Annotated in this window: 20 protein-coding genes; 10 read left to right on the top strand and 10 right to left on the bottom strand. The window is 50.1% G+C overall.

Annotated elements, in window-relative coordinates; all coding sequences use genetic code 11:
• Window positions 1-139: 139 nt before the first annotated feature.
• On the bottom strand, window positions 140-1126 hold the full coding sequence (locus McpCs1_RS01560) for a type IV pilin domain-containing protein (protein ID WP_338095488.1): 987 nt from the start codon (window positions 1124-1126) through the stop codon (window positions 140-142).
• A gap of 336 nt (window positions 1127-1462) precedes the next feature.
• Between McpCs1_RS01560 and McpCs1_RS01555 the strand changes: the two genes are divergently transcribed.
• From McpCs1_RS01555 to McpCs1_RS01520, 8 genes are all read left to right on the top strand, one after another.
• Window positions 1463-1735: a 4Fe-4S dicluster domain-containing protein gene (locus McpCs1_RS01555; protein WP_338093906.1), complete on the top strand. Its 273-nt coding sequence runs from the start codon at window positions 1463-1465 to the stop codon at window positions 1733-1735.
• Window positions 1732-2865 carry a 2-oxoacid:acceptor oxidoreductase subunit alpha gene (locus McpCs1_RS01550; RefSeq protein WP_338095487.1) on the top strand — a complete coding sequence of 378 codons (1134 nt, stop codon included), beginning with the start codon at window positions 1732-1734 and terminating at the stop codon, window positions 2863-2865. The genes McpCs1_RS01555 and McpCs1_RS01550 overlap by 4 nt, the downstream gene beginning before the upstream one ends.
• Complete coding sequence (locus tag McpCs1_RS01545; protein ID WP_338095486.1) at window positions 2862-3650, top strand: thiamine pyrophosphate-dependent enzyme; 789 nt, start codon at window positions 2862-2864, stop codon at window positions 3648-3650. The genes McpCs1_RS01550 and McpCs1_RS01545 overlap by 4 nt, the downstream gene beginning before the upstream one ends.
• A complete protein-coding gene (locus McpCs1_RS01540) occupies window positions 3647-4183 on the top strand; it encodes a 2-oxoacid:acceptor oxidoreductase family protein (protein WP_338095485.1) in 537 nt (178 codons plus the stop codon). Before McpCs1_RS01545 ends, McpCs1_RS01540 begins: the two co-directional genes overlap by 4 nt.
• The gene (gene sucC / locus McpCs1_RS01535) at window positions 4180-5268 is read left to right on the top strand and encodes an ADP-forming succinate--CoA ligase subunit beta (protein WP_338095484.1); all 1089 of its coding nucleotides are present in this window, start codon (window positions 4180-4182) and stop codon (window positions 5266-5268) included. The genes McpCs1_RS01540 and sucC overlap by 4 nt, the downstream gene beginning before the upstream one ends.
• Window positions 5265-6140, top strand: coding sequence for a succinate--CoA ligase subunit alpha (gene sucD / locus McpCs1_RS01530; protein ID WP_338095483.1), 876 nt, complete (start codon window positions 5265-5267; stop codon window positions 6138-6140). The genes sucC and sucD overlap by 4 nt, the downstream gene beginning before the upstream one ends.
• Window positions 6137-6943 carry a DNA integrity scanning protein DisA nucleotide-binding domain protein gene (locus McpCs1_RS01525; protein ID WP_338095482.1) on the top strand — a complete coding sequence of 269 codons (807 nt, stop codon included), beginning with the start codon at window positions 6137-6139 and terminating at the stop codon, window positions 6941-6943. The genes sucD and McpCs1_RS01525 overlap by 4 nt, the downstream gene beginning before the upstream one ends.
• A 354-nt stretch (window positions 6944-7297) precedes the next feature.
• Window positions 7298-7852 carry an aldolase gene (locus McpCs1_RS01520; RefSeq protein WP_338095481.1) on the top strand — a complete coding sequence of 185 codons (555 nt, stop codon included), beginning with the start codon at window positions 7298-7300 and terminating at the stop codon, window positions 7850-7852.
• Between the two features lie 18 nt (window positions 7853-7870).
• Here the strand turns inward: McpCs1_RS01520 and McpCs1_RS01515 are convergent, their stop codons facing one another.
• From McpCs1_RS01515 to McpCs1_RS01490, 6 genes are all read right to left on the bottom strand, one after another.
• Complete coding sequence (locus McpCs1_RS01515) at window positions 7871-8206, bottom strand: hypothetical protein (protein ID WP_338095480.1); 336 nt, start codon at window positions 8204-8206, stop codon at window positions 7871-7873.
• A 508-nt stretch (window positions 8207-8714) separates the two neighbouring features.
• Window positions 8715-8984: a thioredoxin gene (trxA, locus tag McpCs1_RS01510; RefSeq protein WP_338095479.1), complete on the bottom strand. Its 270-nt coding sequence runs from the start codon at window positions 8982-8984 to the stop codon at window positions 8715-8717.
• 80 nt (window positions 8985-9064) lie between these two features.
• A complete protein-coding gene (locus McpCs1_RS01505) occupies window positions 9065-9910 on the bottom strand; it encodes a CBS domain-containing protein (protein WP_338095579.1) in 846 nt (281 codons plus the stop codon).
• A gap of 348 nt (window positions 9911-10258) precedes the next feature.
• Window positions 10259-10687 carry a universal stress protein gene (locus McpCs1_RS01500; protein ID WP_338095478.1) on the bottom strand — a complete coding sequence of 143 codons (429 nt, stop codon included), beginning with the start codon at window positions 10685-10687 and terminating at the stop codon, window positions 10259-10261.
• 82 nt (window positions 10688-10769) lie between these two features.
• Window positions 10770-11186 carry a universal stress protein gene (locus tag McpCs1_RS01495; protein WP_338095477.1) on the bottom strand — a complete coding sequence of 139 codons (417 nt, stop codon included), beginning with the start codon at window positions 11184-11186 and terminating at the stop codon, window positions 10770-10772.
• Window positions 11187-11391: 205 nt separating this feature from the next.
• A complete protein-coding gene (locus tag McpCs1_RS01490) occupies window positions 11392-12423 on the bottom strand; it encodes an amidohydrolase family protein (RefSeq protein ID WP_338095476.1) in 1032 nt (343 codons plus the stop codon).
• Between the two features lie 53 nt (window positions 12424-12476).
• On the opposite strand from McpCs1_RS01490, the gene McpCs1_RS01485 reads away from it, so the two are divergent.
• Entirely contained in the window at window positions 12477-12635 is a 159-nt protein-coding gene (locus McpCs1_RS01485) for a preprotein translocase subunit Sec61beta (protein ID WP_338093884.1), read from the top strand.
• Window positions 12636-12701: 66 nt separating this feature from the next.
• Here the strand turns inward: McpCs1_RS01485 and McpCs1_RS01480 are convergent, their stop codons facing one another.
• Both McpCs1_RS01480 and McpCs1_RS01475 read right to left on the bottom strand, forming a co-directional pair.
• Entirely contained in the window at window positions 12702-13190 is a 489-nt protein-coding gene (locus tag McpCs1_RS01480; RefSeq protein ID WP_338095475.1) for a prolyl-tRNA synthetase associated domain-containing protein, read from the bottom strand.
• A 4-nt stretch (window positions 13191-13194) separates the two neighbouring features.
• Window positions 13195-13932, bottom strand: a complete 738-nt coding sequence (locus tag McpCs1_RS01475) for a coenzyme F420-0:L-glutamate ligase (RefSeq protein ID WP_338095474.1) — start codon at window positions 13930-13932, stop codon at window positions 13195-13197.
• A 410-nt stretch (window positions 13933-14342) separates the two neighbouring features.
• Here McpCs1_RS01475 and McpCs1_RS01470 point away from each other — a divergent pair, with 410 nt between their 5' ends.
• Complete coding sequence (locus McpCs1_RS01470; RefSeq protein ID WP_338095473.1) at window positions 14343-14615, top strand: DUF1922 domain-containing protein; 273 nt, start codon at window positions 14343-14345, stop codon at window positions 14613-14615.
• A gap of 2 nt (window positions 14616-14617) precedes the next feature.
• Here the strand turns inward: McpCs1_RS01470 and McpCs1_RS01465 are convergent, their stop codons facing one another.
• A complete protein-coding gene (locus McpCs1_RS01465; RefSeq protein ID WP_338095472.1) occupies window positions 14618-14770 on the bottom strand; it encodes a DNA helicase PriA in 153 nt (50 codons plus the stop codon).
• Window positions 14771-14790: the final 20 nt, after the last annotated feature.

The raw sequence follows: 14790 nt of genomic DNA, 5'->3' as shown, positions 1-14790 counted from the left end.
GACCCCCTCTTGTATCTAATCTATTCCCGTTCAACGGAGATAAGATAAACGGATTATTATCCAATGAGATGATATTTATCATCAGGAGAATTTCAACATGATTTTAGTTTAATGACTTTATTTCTGGAATGGTTATCGATCAATATCCTTTTCCAGTCAGAGTAATTGTCCCACTCTGAGACCCAACTGTATGTGGTTCTTCTGGTTCATCTTCTGTTTTCCCGCTTTTTTTCCAAGCATTATATTTTTTTTGATACTCCTGGTAATCCCATTTATCATAAAGATCCAACTGCACTACGACGTTTTCGTATTTCTCTTTATCCACAGTATACATTGTCAAACTAGGATTGTTGCTAATTGCGCCTATGGTGTTTGTATTTACCTCAGTATTTCCATCCTTGTCTATTTTAGAGATAGTAATTTTTGCAAATATATTTTCATCCAACATTCCCTTTGGGATAGTAATAGTGAGGCCATGTTGCTCTTTACCGTTGTTATCTATTATGTGGAATTGGCTGTGAGTAAAACTAAGTTTTTGTCCGTAGAGAAAAAGATCCATAAGGCTGACATTAACTGAACCATCATAATTTTCCACGAAAAAGTCATTCAATATCCCATATATTGGAGATACTATGATGTTTGAAAAAGATAATTTTGTATTCAGCAGAATCACTTCTGTTCCGTCTTTGAATGTTCCTTTTACAATGACTGGTGTAGTATAGGACACCATCCTGTTTCCCGGAAACGCAACATTTTCCGCCACATACCCTGATCCAGCAGTAAATGACGCAATTTTCATTCCGTCAGAATGTTTCACCTCCTGATACTTCGCATTCCCTGCCCCACCATCAATTATCTCAAGTTTCGTCAGTTCTGGAACATCTTTTCCCGACACAATTGTTACCAGAACATCCCCTCCCGAATCTGCAGGTTTCACTATCAGCCCAACCTGCTTTCCGCTCTGCAAATTGTCAGCAAATCCCAACGACACAGCGGCAGTAACACCAGCACAAGCAACCGTGATAGCAAGTATCAGCAGGACTGCAATTACCGGAGATACTGCAGAATCTTTTCGATGTGGTTTCATTGTATTCGAGACATCTGGCAGAACTTCCACCGGGTACATAATATGTAGATGGGATATACCTAGATAAATAATTAGTGCCAAAAACATAGATAAATAGAATAATATCTGTATCTCTGTGATACAAATTGCTGAAAAATAATCAATTTTCTGAAAATAGTCTCACTTGACACGACAAGATTTCAATCAGGGAGGATTGGACACCTTCATGGCTCATGCGCGGATCATCAAAGCAAAACTACACATCTGTGTTGTCGCTATTTTCTGAAAAAAAATTTCGCGCGAGTCCCCTCTCCATACTCACATCCACTCTCAATATACTGGTGCTCATACGAGAACTTTTACCCTTTTCAAAACGCATAATATAAGCAGTATCTAATGAAGCTCGTCATCGATGAACACCGCTGCAAAGGCTGCAACCTCTGCACCATGGTGTGTCCTTACCGGATCTTTCAGGAAGGCAAACGCCCGGGTCCCCGCGGCTATGTAATACCCGCCCTTGACCAGCCTGAGCGCTGCACCAACTGCCGGCTGCAGAAGATCTACGGCCGCCAGCTCTGCGGCATGTGCCAGCTCACCTGCCCGGATCAGGCCATTGCATGGATCGAGGAAAAACCCTACGAAGCGCATAAAGTGGTGATTGAATATTGACCGATAAAACTGAGTTCCTCAACGGAAACACCGCATGTGCCGAAGGAGCAATCGCCGCAGGATGCAGATTCTTCGCAGGCTACCCTATAACCCCTTCAACCGAGGTTGCCGAACGAATGGCATCCCGCCTTCCCAAAATCGGCGGCACCTTCATTCAGATGGAGGACGAGCTCGCCAGCATGGCCGCAATCATCGGCGGTGCATGGGCAGGCGCACGTACCATGACCGCAACGTCCGGCCCCGGCTTTTCTCTCATGATGGAAAACATCGGCTATGCAGCAATGACCGAAACTCCCTGCGTCGTTGTCAACGTCCAGCGCGGCGGCCCTTCCACCGGCCAGCCCACCATGGCAGCCCAAGGCGACATGATGCAGGCAAGGTTCGGTTCGCACGGCGACTACAGCATCATCGCCCTTGCCCCTTCATCGGTTCAGGAGATGTTTGACCTGACCGTCAAAGCCTTCAACCTTGCCGACCGGTTCAGAACTCCGGTCTTTCTCATGACCGATGAAACCATCGGCCACATGCGGGAAAAAGTCATTCTCAGATCAGATGTCGAGATTACTCCACGCCACGAACTTGTCGAGGGAGAACTTCCCTTCAGACCCGGGGTCGACGGCGTTCCCGGCTTTGGAACATTCGGCCACGGTCTCGGCGTCCACGTAACCGGACTCACTCATGACGAGCGGGGATATCCGGCAACCGACTCAGCTGACCTCCACGAAAAAGTTGTCCGCAGAATGGTGCGAAAGATCGAAGATGCAAGAAACGAAATCGCAGACGTTGACATCGTAAACCCTGACGCTGAAATTGTCTTCATCAGCTACGGCGCACCAACCCGTGCAGTGCAGCAGCTTCTTGCAGATTATCCCGGAATCTACGGCCACTTAAATCTCAGAATCGTCTGGCCGTTCCCTGACGCAAAACTTGGCGAGTTCGGGGCTGCCAAAGCGTTCGTGGTTCCTGAGATGAACCTTGGTCAGATGGCACGCGAAGTCCGCATGCATACCAATGTCCCGATCGTTACCGCCGCAAAACTCGGCGGAGCTCTTCACACCGTAGCAGAACTCAAGCATGCCGCAGACGTTGCAGCGACTGCGACCGCTCCCGTGACGGAGGTTGTGTTATGACCCTTGAAGAATGGTACCGACAGGACCGGCTTCCCCACATCTACTGTGCGGGTTGCGGCAACGGAACAATCCTCAACTGCACCCTTCGTGCAACCAACGAACTCGGCCTTGACCGAAACAAAACAACCTTCGTCTCAGGCATCGGCTGTTCGTCACGTGCATCAGGCTACACCTCAAGCGACTCTTTGCACACCACGCACGGCAGGGCTTTGCCGTTTGCAACCGGTGTTAAAATGGTAAAACCCGACCACGACGTCATCGTCTTCACCGGCGACGGAGATCTCTCCGCAATCGGAGGAAACCATTTCATTCATGCCTGCCGGAGAAACATTGACCTCACGGTTGTCTGCATGAACAACACCATCTACGGTATGACCGGCGGTCAGGGAAGTCCCTGCACCCCGTACGGTGCAATCTCCACCACAACCCCGTACGGCATGCGCGAAATGCCGTTCGATCTCTGCGCAGTCGCAGAAGCTGCCGGCGCAAACTATGTCGCACGCTGGACCTCATACCATGTGAAGGAGCTTACTCTGGCAATTCGTGCAGGAATTGAAACACCCGGCCTCTCCTTCATCGAGGTCATGACCCAGTGCCCGACCTCGTTCGGCAGCAAAAATAAGATGCGTCAGGTATCCCAGATGGTTGATGTTCTCCGTGCAAACTCAATCCTCAAAGACAAAGCTGACCGCAACAAAGCAGCAGGCATCCCGCTTGAACCTGGCAAGTTCATTGTCGGCGAGCTGGTTCGGCGCAATAATCCGGTTCTCGGAGGAAGATCATGAGAAATGAAATCCGCTTCTCCGGACTCGGCGGTCAGGGAATCATCACCGCCGCAGTCATCCTCGGACGTGCAGCCGCACTCTACGGCGGCAAGTACGTTGTGCAGACTCAGAGCTACGGCCCTGAAGCCCGCGGCGGTGCAAGTGCATCAGCTGTTATCATCTCAGATGAACCGATTCATTACCCGAAGGTTACCAATCCCCTCATCTATGCCATCATGTCTGAAGAGGCCTACAAAAAATACGGCTCAAACGCATCAGAGGACGCTGTCATGCTCATTGACCCGGGCTACGTTACCAGCCGTCCTGACTGCCTCTGCTACGAAGTCCCCGCGACCTCTGAGGCAAAGGCAAGACTTGGGAAACCGGTCTTTGCCAATGTCGTTATGCTTGGCGGCATTCTTGAAGCAACAGGCATCATCAGCTATGAGGCGCTTGAACACGCAGTCCTTGACAGCGTTCCCAAAGGTACCGAAGAAAACAATAAGAAAGCCCTTTCCATCGGCATGGAACTGGTAAGGGAGCAGAGAACATGAAATTCCGCGAATACGAAGCAAAAAAGATCTTCCGGGACGCAGGCATACCTGTCCCGAACAGTGAACTCATCACCCGTGCTGGAGAGGCCGCAAGCGCCCAGGCCCGGGTTGCAGACAAAGTCGTGCTCAAAGCACAGGTGGATGTCGGCGGCCGCGGCAAAGCAGGAGGCATTCTCCCTGCGACCGAGGAAAACATCAGCGATGTTGCCAAGGAACTGTTTGGCAAAACCATCAAAGGCCTGCCTGTCGAGCTCGTTCTGGTCGAAGAGGCGCTTGAGATCCAGCATGAGTACTATCTCAGCATCACCATCGACCGCTCGGCCAAGATGCCGGTCATCCTCTTCTCTGAAGAGGGCGGTGTTGAGATAGAAACACTTGCAAAAGAAAACCCCGGAGCACTGCACCGTGCATTCATCGATCCCTGCTTCACCGATGTCCCTGACTTCATCATGCGAAATGTTTTGGGCTCTGCATCGAAATCCATCGGACCGGTCATCAACGCGCTTTACCATGTCTACTGCAAGACCGACGCCATCCTCGCCGAGATCAACCCGCTGGTCATGACACCGAAAGGCGTCATCGCCGCAGACGGTAAGATTGTTCTTGACGACAACGCTCTTGTCCGTCAGGGCATCTCCGAGAACCGCGACTTAACTCCGCGTGAGGCCGAGGCGGAAAAGCACGGCTTCTCCTATGTGGAGCTCGGCGGTAATATTGGTGTGATCGGCAACGGTGCCGGTCTCACGATGGCAACGCTCGACATCATCGCCCACTACAACGGTCACGCCGCCAACTTCCTTGACGTCGGTGGCGGCGCAGGGTTCGAGCGTGTTGCCCGTGCGGTCCGTCTTGTCGCGTCAATGCCGGGCGTGAAAGTCATCGTGGTCAATCTGCTTGGCGGCATCACCCGCTGCGACGAGGTCGCCCGCGGTATTATTGATGCAGGCGTTCCTCAGCAGGTCATCGTCCGGCTTGCCGGCACCAACGAGGCGGAAGGCAGACGGCTGCTGGAAGAGAAGGGATACCTGATGCTTGACACCATGGATCAGGCAATCCGTGCCGCTGTGGAGGTGGCAAACAAATGATCTATGCAGACAAGGATACGGAAATTCTGGTGCAGGGCGCAACCGGTTCGCAGGGAGCGTTCCACATCAATCTGATGAACCAGTATGCAAAAGAGGTTGGCGGCCGCGGCGTTGTTGCCGGCATGACTCCGGGAAAAGGCGGTCAGCAGGTGCACGGCGTTCCGGTGTACAACACGGTGTGGGATGCAATGGACCACCATGATATCGGTGCGTCCGTTATCTTCGTTCCGGCAGGCGGCTGCGGTGACGCGATCATGGAGGCTGCGGACGCACGGATTCCAACGGTCGTTGTTATCACCGAACACATTCCAGTGCATGATGTGATGCGGGCAATTTCGTACGCACGAACCTGCGGCACCAAAGTTATCGGCCCGAACTGTCCTGGTTTCCTGATTCCAGGGGAGTGCAAACTTGGCATTACCCCAACCAATTTATGCCGCAAAGGCGATATTGGTGTAGTTTCACGCAGTGGAACTCTGACGTATGAGGTAATCTCCGAGCTGTCGCTTGCAGGTTTCGGCCAGTCCGGTATCATCGGCATCGGCGGCGATCCGATCATCGGCCAGACATTTTCGGATGTCATGGATGTGTTTTATGCAGACGGCAAAACCCGTGCCACAGTTCTGATCGGCGAGGTCGGCGGCAACTTAGAGATTCGCGGAGCAAAGCGTGCCGAGTCTCTCGGGATGCCGGTTGTTGCCTACATTGCAGGAATTTCTGCACCCAAAGAGAAACGCATGGGTCATGCGGGCGCAATCGTTGAAGGTGGTGAAAGTGATGCCGCTTCCAAGATTGAGCGGCTGAAAGAGCTCGGCATTCCTGTTGCAACCCGTCCGTCGGAGATTCCGCTGCTGGTTAAGGAGGTCGTATGAAAGAAAAGGATCGTACACTGCTTCTCGCAGCAGATGAACTTGCAAGGACCGTGAATGCCCTTGCAATAATTTCATTTGTGAACAAAAACAATGACATTGCGCTTGAGACTCCGGTCATCTGGGTTCGCGACATCCAGCCGGAGATTCTGCGTGATCATACGATGGTGACGCTGGTTGACTACTGTTCGAACCATATCATCGATGCGGTTGTTCAGTACAAGATTCTCACCAAAACGCAGAGCGGCACGGTCGTTGCGGTGTTTCCGTATGCTCTTCTCATCTATGACATCGAGGACACCAATGATCAGTTCAATATTGAACAGTATGCAGAGATCGCAGACATCGACGCACTGCATGCGGTCCTCTCTCTCGCGATTGAGATCTCCCGCGAGGGCCGTGAGGGGAGAGCGGTCGGTACCGCCTTTATCATGGGCGACATTGAGGAGCTGAAACGCTGGTCGCATCAGGGTGTCTTGAATCCGTATGAGGGGCATTCCGAGTCGGTTCGCGATGTCAGGATAAAAGAAAACTGGGAAAGCGTCAAAGAGTTTGCCCAGCTTGACGGTGTGTTCATCCTCGATAAAAACGGAATCATTGCAGCCTCAGGCCGGTATCTTGATGCTGACGGCCGTGATGTGAAACTGCAGAGCGGACTTGGCGGTCGCCATCTGGCAACTGCGGCGATCACGAAAGTTGCCCCTGCAATCGGTGTTACGGTATCAGAGAGCGGCGGTATTGTCCGCGTGTTCGTTGGCGGCAATGCGGTTGCTCAGATACGCAATGATGTCAGACTTTCCCTCTGAACTTTTTTTAGTGATTTTTTATTGTGGTTTTACTTGGAATAACCACAGAATGCACGGAAATTTCTCTGAACTTCACGGAGTCAATGCACGGAGAATGCCTGCGGCGCCGGAATGCACGGAAAGATTCCCGAGATAATTTATTTTTTTATTCTCTCAAAATATGGAAAATATATTCCGTGCATTCCGGCGCCGCAGGCGTTCTCCGTGCATTCCCGCGAAACGGTGAGCAGACCGAAGGTATGCGATTTTCAGTGAAGCTCTGTGTGCTCCGTGCATTCCGTGGTTACCTCGAATAAAATCACAGCAATACCTTAACCAGTATCTTTACGGCAGCACAGCAAACATACTATTCATATGAATGACCAGGCAGTCTTTGCCGACTTCACCAGAATAGGAAAACGTCTCTTCACCGAACATCTCGTCGGCGGCAACTTCGGAAACATGAGTGCCAGAACTGAGGACGGCTACTTCATTACCCGCACCGGCTCATACCTTGATGCAGACCCTGCCCAGGTTGTTCTCATGCCGCTTAACGGCAGGGTAACGCCCGGGGCATCCAGCGAGTGGCGTGTGCACACCGCAATCTACAATGCAAATGATACTCATGCGGCAATCGTCCACGCTCATCCCGCTCACGCCGTTGCCTTGTCGCTTCTTGTTGATGAGATAATCACAATCGACAGCGAAGGAAAAATGCTTGCCCCTGCAATTGCCGTGGTTGATGGAGCCCCTGGTACTCAGGAGCTTGCTGACGCAGTTGCCGTTGCCTTGAAAAATTCCAACATTGTCATCGCACGGGGACACGGAACTTTTGCCGCAGGAAAAGATCTTGATCAGGCATACCTTTTCACCTCACTCGCTGAACACTGCTGCAAAGTTTTACACTACACCAAACTCTACCAAAAATAAAATAAAAAAAATATTTTTTTACAGAAGCGAATCGATGCACTCGCTGATTCGCGGGACCGACACCGCACCGATCGGCACAAGCTTTCCATTCACTAGAATGATCGGCAGCGGCGGGTGCTCAACGCGGACAAGCTCTTTGACGCGGTCGGGAATTTCTTTGTCAAGCGCAACAAGCTCAACCGACACCTTATCGCCGTACTTCTCCTTCAGTGCATCAGCAAGCGCAGGGAATGCGTACGACAGTTTCTCCTTCTGAAAGCATGTCTCAAGACCGCAGGAACGCTCCGCATCGCAGGGAAACGGACCGCAGGGACGATAGGTGTATCCGACAACCTCAACGGTAATCAAAGTCATGAGAACATATTAGTGTTTCTTGAAAAAATGGTTTCCTGAAATGTTTCAAAAATAGGAGTTACGCGGTGATGAGTATCATTGTGGATTTTTCCGTGGAATTCCGTGTGTTCAGTGTGTTCCGTGGTTGCCCCAAACAAAACCAAGGACAGAAAATCCTTTTTTCCTTATACTATTTCATACCGAGTAAGTCCTAAAAAAAATATGATGTTGTCTATTAATTCCTGACCTCCCACGGAACGCATGCCTACGGCATGCTTACCGCTACGCGGGAAAAACGGAACACACAGAAAATTTCACGGAAAAAACATCACTGAGAGGCATGAACATCACAGAATCCTAAAACGATGCATTTCCGTGGTGTTCACGTCTGCTCCGTGATGTTTTTTTCCGTGAAACTCCGTGTTTTCCGCTTTTCCGTGGGCGGAGCTGATCAATCCCAAACTGTATTCACCAATAAACGAATTTACGAGAAAAGCAAAAATTTCAAAAAAATATGAGAAAAAAAAGATCAGAGCAGCGGCTTTAACAGCGACTCAAGGCGGGCGGCATCGGTGACCCCCTCAAGGCGGTGAACCATCTTGCCGTCCTTTTCGATGACAAGCGTCGGGACAACACTGATCTGGTATTTGTTTGCGAGATCCGGGAACTGATCCACATCCACCTTCTTCACATCAACCTTGTCGCCCATTTTTGCTGCAACATCTTCAATGATCGGACCCTGGATTCTGCAGGGACCGCACCAGGTTGCAAAGAAATCGTATAATACTGGTTTTGCCATACTATCTCGTAGGACAAGCGCCTTAATATAATTTCTCTTTGAGGATCAAAGAAAAAAAAGTGACAAAAATTTGGAGGGGATTATTCAGATTCGTATAATGCCTTGATCACATCACGGTCAAACAGCATGCCTGACAGCCGCATATCATTGTCGATGATAGGCATCTGATCCACGCGACCGCGTTTCATCTTGAGTGCACAGTCGCTGATCTCGGCATTGTTCGGGACAGAGATGACCTTTGTTACCATCACGTCTTTGACCGGACGGTTGGGGAGTTCCACTTTGGAAACACCGTACGAGATCGTGTGGTTATCGCGGATACTTTCCCAGGTCCACTCATCGTCATCAGTTCCTGTCGAGAAGTCGCTTGTCTGCACATCGTCCTCGATTCTGGAACAGCGGATAAGATCGCGCTCTGAGATGATACCGGTGAGTTTGTTTTCCGAGTTCAAGATCGGCATCGCATCAACCTTTGCAAGCTCCATGATTCGTCCGACAACCGGCAGAGGTGTCTCTTCCCAGATTGCGAACGTTCCTTCGCCGACAAAATCATTACGGACTTCACGTTTGTCGTTCAGTTTTGCAACTGCACTCACGAGGTCAGAAACGCTCAGGAGCCCGACAAGCCGGCTGCCTTCAACCACCGGAAGACGACGGATGTTTAACTCTGTCATGACCCGGGCTGCTTCGGCAAGCGTGGCATCGGGCCGGATGGTCAGCGGCTGCGAGCTCATAAGAAGTGCCACCTGGGTCTCCTCCGCATTATGGAGAATATCCTTTCTGGTAACAATTCCAAGAAGTTGATCCCCTTTCACAACAGGCACGCCGGAAATACCGGTGCGTTTCAGAATGCGCAGAACATCATCACGGCTGGAGGGGATCTCCACTGTCACGACGTCCTTGGTCATATAGTCTTTCGCTAGCATTTCTTCAGTTGTCATCATACACCTCCCTGTCTTTTAGGAAATATTCATCTGTACTGCTGGCAGTACACTTCCCCGGTGGAAAAGTTAGAATTACGTTAGGGCTATTCATGTAAAAACCGTTCTATCCGGCATAACAGATGAAGCCGTAGGGAAAAAAGATTATTCTCTCTAATTGGGTCAGCATTGACAAAAAAACGGCTGTCGGCTTTCCGTACCTCAGGTGTCGCAACTGAGGAGGAAAACAGTTGCGCGCAGACGAAAATACCCTGAATAACTTTCACAGTTCCTGCGAAATCTTCGATGGAACAGGTTTTGGATGAATGAAATCAAAAAAATAAGATGCAGACTTCAGGTCCGCACGATCATGACATTGGTCTTGCCGTAGTTGACCACATAGGTGGACACACTGCCGAGCAGCAGCCGGTCAAGTTTGGATTTGCCGAGGGAGCCGATGATGATTAAGTCAGCACCGACTTTTTCAGCGGTGTCAAGGATGGTGTCGCCCGCATGGCCCGCCTCAATGTGCGGCTCAACGGTGATGCCCTTTTTCTTTGCGTCCTCCACGAGTTCGGTGATGACCTCGTGGCCCTCTTTCTCGAATCTTTCGTAGATCAGTTCCCAGGTGGTGTCGACCGGTGCTGGGCTGACGATGCCGGACTCGATTACATAGATGACGTGAAGCTCTGCTTTACTCTGTTTTGCAAGATCGATTCCCCGTGTGAATGCACGGCGGCTGATTTCAGATCCGTCTATTGCTACAAGTATTTTGGAAAACATGACTTGAATACCTCCTATTTGTCGTTATGTTACATATCAGCTTCAAACTTAAAAAGAGTTTGGAGCAGGCAGAGTGATTTTGTCAGTTGCGAATGACAATGATGTTTCTTTTGCTGTACTGGGTCACATATGAGGAGACGCTGCCAAGCAGCAGCCGGTCGAGATGGGATTTGCCAAGGGATCCGATTACGATCAGGTCGGCATCGATTTCGTCAGCAATGGAGACGATGCGGTCTCCCGGATGGCCGGAGACAAGATGCGGCACGAACTTCAGGTTTGCCTCTTTGGTGCGTGCTTCGATCTCGTCGAGCAGGGTCTTTGCATCCGCCTCTGACTTGGTCTGATTCGCCGGACTATCGTCTTTCCATATGTGCGGAGAGTTCACGACCACAACTGCGTGGAGTTCTGCAGAATCTTCTTTTGCAAACTCTATCGCCCGGGTAAATGCCAGACGGCTGATCTCAGAGCCGTCCAGTGCCACAAGAATTCTGGTAAACATAATTATTTTACTCTCGTGTTGATAGGATAAATAATCCTCGGATGATCTAATTTTGAAACGCGAATAGCACGAATAGCGCGAATGAAAAATTATTTTCATTTTTCAAGGCGGAAAAATCTGTGTGAAAATAAATAATATTACTATAATTTTAAAAATCGCCATTGGCGATTTTTTATTCGCGGGATTCGCGTTTTTGATACTCTGGTTATCGCATACTCGCATGCACGCACCGAACCGCTCTGCTTCCAAGACGGGAAAATAACGAGAGAGCCGGACACTGCGTCCACTTATTCACATACCCGGGATCAAGACAGATAAAATCCGCAGGTTCCCCAACATCCAAAACGCCGCGACGGCCCAGAAGTGCCGCCCCTCCGGTTGCCATCCGAAGCGTTTCTTCAGGAGTCGTCTTGTAGACTGTTGTCAAAAATGCACATTCGGCAAACATGTCAGGAGGAACAAACATCACATTATCAGTACCAAGCCAGAGCGTGCATCCCGCGTCCAGCATTTTTCTCACCGGCGGTCTTGACGAGTCGTTAGTCCCGCCAAGAATCCAGTTGGACCTCGGACACACCACCAGCGGAATATTTTCGTCAGCTGCCTGCCTAATATGTTTGTGTTCAAAAAACGTCGCATGGATGATGAGGTCCGGCTCCAGCGCAAATGCATCATCGATGTCTCCGATTCCGGCCTCTCCCGCATGAATCGCGATTTTTTTCCCCGCAGCGCGTGCTTTTTCGACTTGAGAGAGATCAGACTCGCGGTTCTTTGCACTGCTCAGCCCGAGACCCTCTGCGATAAACTCGCCGCCGTCTCTGCCGAATACTACTGATGATATTTCTGATTTTGCTTGGGAAAAAAGATCCACGCCATGCTTTCCTCCCTCTCTGAACTCGGCAAAACCGGTCGTGCCGGTCGCATGCATAAATGACATCGTCTCCTGCATCGCGCAGACGAGGGAGTCGTCTGAAGTTTTGTTCAGAATCTGATGCTTGAGACCGTTGGGCGGAGCGACAAGCTCCGAGATCGTTCTTCCCGCAACCTGAGTATCCATCGCGACCGTATCTGCAATATGCGTGTGGGCATTGAAAAATGAAGGAATAATCCACTGCCTTGCAGGCTTTGCCAGATCCGCTATCTCTGTAATAACTCCCTGCTCAATTACGATCGATACATTGCGCGGCGTAAACGTATCGCCGCAGAATGCGAGTCCCTGAAGTTCTTTGTTTAGCATGCCTGCAGATACTCCTCTTCATTTATATGTTTAGAGCGGGAACATAATATGGTATGGCAAAGAAGTCGGGCAGAGGATTAAGTTCATCCGCAGGTCTTGTCACATATTATGACGCTGACAACCGGAAAGCAGTCCACATCGGTCCAAAGACCGTGCTGATTGTTGCGGCGGCTGTCGGTGTAGCAATATACCTGCTGAACCTGTTCTTCTAACACAGGTTTAGCGAGAAAAAACCTGCAGGATATTGTGCTGTCACAAGACAGCATTTGTTTTTTTAGTTATATTTCTATTTCGGTAATCTGGTTGCCGTGATCGTTGACGATTTTTTTAACATCCTCATACGCAATCCAGACGGTAATCGTATTCGTGTTCGGGTGAATGCCAATACAGGGAGTTTTCTTCAGATCTGCGTCAAACACCACCTCGACTGCGGATTCTGTATCGTTGAGTGTGCCGAACGGCGTGACTTCCCCGCGGGAGAGGTTCAGATATTTTGTCAGGCGTTCTTCGGATGCGAAGCTTAACGCAGTTGATCCGATTTTTTCTGCGAGCGCTTTCAGATCCGCAGATTTTCTGCCGCACATGACCACGAGGAAGTGCCTCCTCCCTTTGGCATCACGTAAAAAAAGATTTTTGCAGACCTCGCCCTTTTCGGTGACCCCGAGGTTTACCATGTCCTCATAGGTGTAGGCCACCGGATGGCGGGTTATTGTGTAGGGGCAGTCCTGGCCGTCCAGCAGGGCAAACACGTTGTCTTCAGGATTCATGATATTATTTCTGGAGGGATTTGCGGATAAGATCCTCTTCTTTGGTGAAGTAGAGGGAGTCGTGACCCTTCCAGGTCTCGCAGCCCGAGAACTTGACGACCGGAACACCGTTGTTGCTTTCGCCCATGATGAAGTTGGAGAAGGCTGCAATCTCGTCAACAACTGCTTCTTCGGTGATCTCAAGTTCGAGACCGAAGAGGTCGTGGTCTCCGCGGAAGTCGCGGATTGCTGTCATGCCTGCCCAGCCGATGGCGTTGCCGGTCTGACCGCGGCGGAACGCACGCCCGCAGGTGTCGGTGACGATAACGCCGATATGTTTACCGCAGATTTTGTAGATTGTATCTTTGATCTCTTTTGCCTCTCCCATCGGGTCTTTGGGCAGTACGATGATGTTTTCTCCTTCGATGTTGCTGTTGTCAACACCTGCCCGCACGCCAATGTGCCCGAACGGTAGTTCCGAGAGGATGAACGGATATTCGATGATGATGTCTGAGGATGAGTCAAGGACTGCCTGCACGAACCGCGGGTCTTCCTTGGTCTTTGCTGCGATTCTCTTGGCATCAGCTGAAGGAGTGATGCTGTCAAGGGCATGGGTGTATCCCTTAGATTTTGATACGATGGTGGAGGCGACGCAGATGATGTCTCCGTCTGTGAAACTGGTGTTTGCGCAGATTATTGATGGAAGATCATCACCTTTTTGGATGATCGGAACTCCCGTAACTCCGGTTACCTGAACTGACATTATCTGAAATTATGCATCTGTGTGATTATAAAGTCGGCGTTTTGTGACGGCTCACGTTGCCTCTAATGTAGCCGCACCATGCGGCTACAAATTCGAGCATTTTTCAGGATTAATTTTGAGAATAATTCCGTTTCAGAGGTTTTATGTTTTTTGTAGCCGATGGTTTGCTATTGTTGTTTTTAGTTGAATTTTTCTGAATAGAGAGTACTGATTTACCGGCTACATCGGCTACACTTCTGGTAAAACCAAATATATCCTGTTTGTTTTTCGTTTGAAGGATAATTCATCGATTTTTTTGTAGCCGCATGTGCGGTTACAGTTTTGTCAGAAATTTTTCCATGAAGAAAAATCCAAAACCTCCCGGAGAGATACTTTTTTTACGGTTCACGTCAATCAACTGATATATCCGCATGAGCACGTATCGCGTTATCCGCTGCCCGGGCTGCTACCAGTTCACCTATACGGATCAGTACGGTAAGTGGAAGCTCTGCCCGGTCTGCGGGGAAGTGATAACGGTTGATAAAGTTCCGGTCTACTTGGAAGTGGATGATTTTTCCCAGGCTGAAATTCTGATAAAAGAGGTGGAAAGATATCTGTACCGAAGCGGACGGCTTGACCTCACGCCTACAGAAGTAAATCTGATCCGGGAAAAATATCTTGCCTGGCTGATGTCAGCCGCATAACGTTACCAGAGCCTGCCGCACTGGGGACAGAGAATTGCCGGACGGCGGTTGCACTTCGGGCACATCAACTGTCCGCGCGAGTTCTGAATAAGTTCGGTCCCGCACTCCCGGCAAAAGATCTCTTTTTTGAAACCGCAGATATGTTCGACGACCATTGTACAGTATCTCTTGGCTG

It is taken from the genome of Methanorbis rubei, assembly GCF_032714495.1.
Lineage (GTDB): Archaea > Halobacteriota > Methanomicrobia > Methanomicrobiales > Methanocorpusculaceae > Methanocorpusculum > Methanocorpusculum rubei.
Note: the sequence above shows the minus strand (reverse complement) of the source record. Positions and strands in the feature narration are given on the sequence as shown.

Coding starts and splice junctions, on each gene's coding strand:
- sucC (WP_338095484.1), top strand. CDS start 4,180: ATGAAATTCCGCGAATACGAAGCAAAAAAGATCTTCCGGGACGCAGGC.
- McpCs1_RS01555 (WP_338093906.1), top strand. CDS start 1,463: ATGAAGCTCGTCATCGATGAACACCGCTGCAAAGGCTGCAACCTCTGC.
- McpCs1_RS01465 (WP_338095472.1), bottom strand. CDS start 14,770: ATGGTCGTCGAACATATCTGCGGTTTCAAAAAAGAGATCTTTTGCCGG.
- McpCs1_RS01525 (WP_338095482.1), top strand. CDS start 6,137: ATGAAAGAAAAGGATCGTACACTGCTTCTCGCAGCAGATGAACTTGCA.
- McpCs1_RS01495 (WP_338095477.1), bottom strand. CDS start 11,186: ATGTTTACCAGAATTCTTGTGGCACTGGACGGCTCTGAGATCAGCCGT.
- McpCs1_RS01470 (WP_338095473.1), top strand. CDS start 14,343: ATGAGCACGTATCGCGTTATCCGCTGCCCGGGCTGCTACCAGTTCACC.
- McpCs1_RS01560 (WP_338095488.1), bottom strand. CDS start 1,126: ATGTACCCGGTGGAAGTTCTGCCAGATGTCTCGAATACAATGAAACCA.
- sucD (WP_338095483.1), top strand. CDS start 5,265: ATGATCTATGCAGACAAGGATACGGAAATTCTGGTGCAGGGCGCAACC.
- trxA (WP_338095479.1), bottom strand. CDS start 8,984: ATGGCAAAACCAGTATTATACGATTTCTTTGCAACCTGGTGCGGTCCC.
- McpCs1_RS01545 (WP_338095486.1), top strand. CDS start 2,862: ATGACCCTTGAAGAATGGTACCGACAGGACCGGCTTCCCCACATCTAC.
- McpCs1_RS01475 (WP_338095474.1), bottom strand. CDS start 13,932: ATGTCAGTTCAGGTAACCGGAGTTACGGGAGTTCCGATCATCCAAAAA.
- McpCs1_RS01480 (WP_338095475.1), bottom strand. CDS start 13,190: ATGAATCCTGAAGACAACGTGTTTGCCCTGCTGGACGGCCAGGACTGC.
- McpCs1_RS01490 (WP_338095476.1), bottom strand. CDS start 12,423: ATGCTAAACAAAGAACTTCAGGGACTCGCATTCTGCGGCGATACGTTT.
- McpCs1_RS01485 (WP_338093884.1), top strand. CDS start 12,477: ATGGCAAAGAAGTCGGGCAGAGGATTAAGTTCATCCGCAGGTCTTGTC.
- McpCs1_RS01515 (WP_338095480.1), bottom strand. CDS start 8,206: ATGACTTTGATTACCGTTGAGGTTGTCGGATACACCTATCGTCCCTGC.
- McpCs1_RS01505 (WP_338095579.1), bottom strand. CDS start 9,910: ATGCTAGCGAAAGACTATATGACCAAGGACGTCGTGACAGTGGAGATC.
- McpCs1_RS01520 (WP_338095481.1), top strand. CDS start 7,298: ATGAATGACCAGGCAGTCTTTGCCGACTTCACCAGAATAGGAAAACGT.
- McpCs1_RS01500 (WP_338095478.1), bottom strand. CDS start 10,687: ATGTTTTCCAAAATACTTGTAGCAATAGACGGATCTGAAATCAGCCGC.
- McpCs1_RS01540 (WP_338095485.1), top strand. CDS start 3,647: ATGAGAAATGAAATCCGCTTCTCCGGACTCGGCGGTCAGGGAATCATC.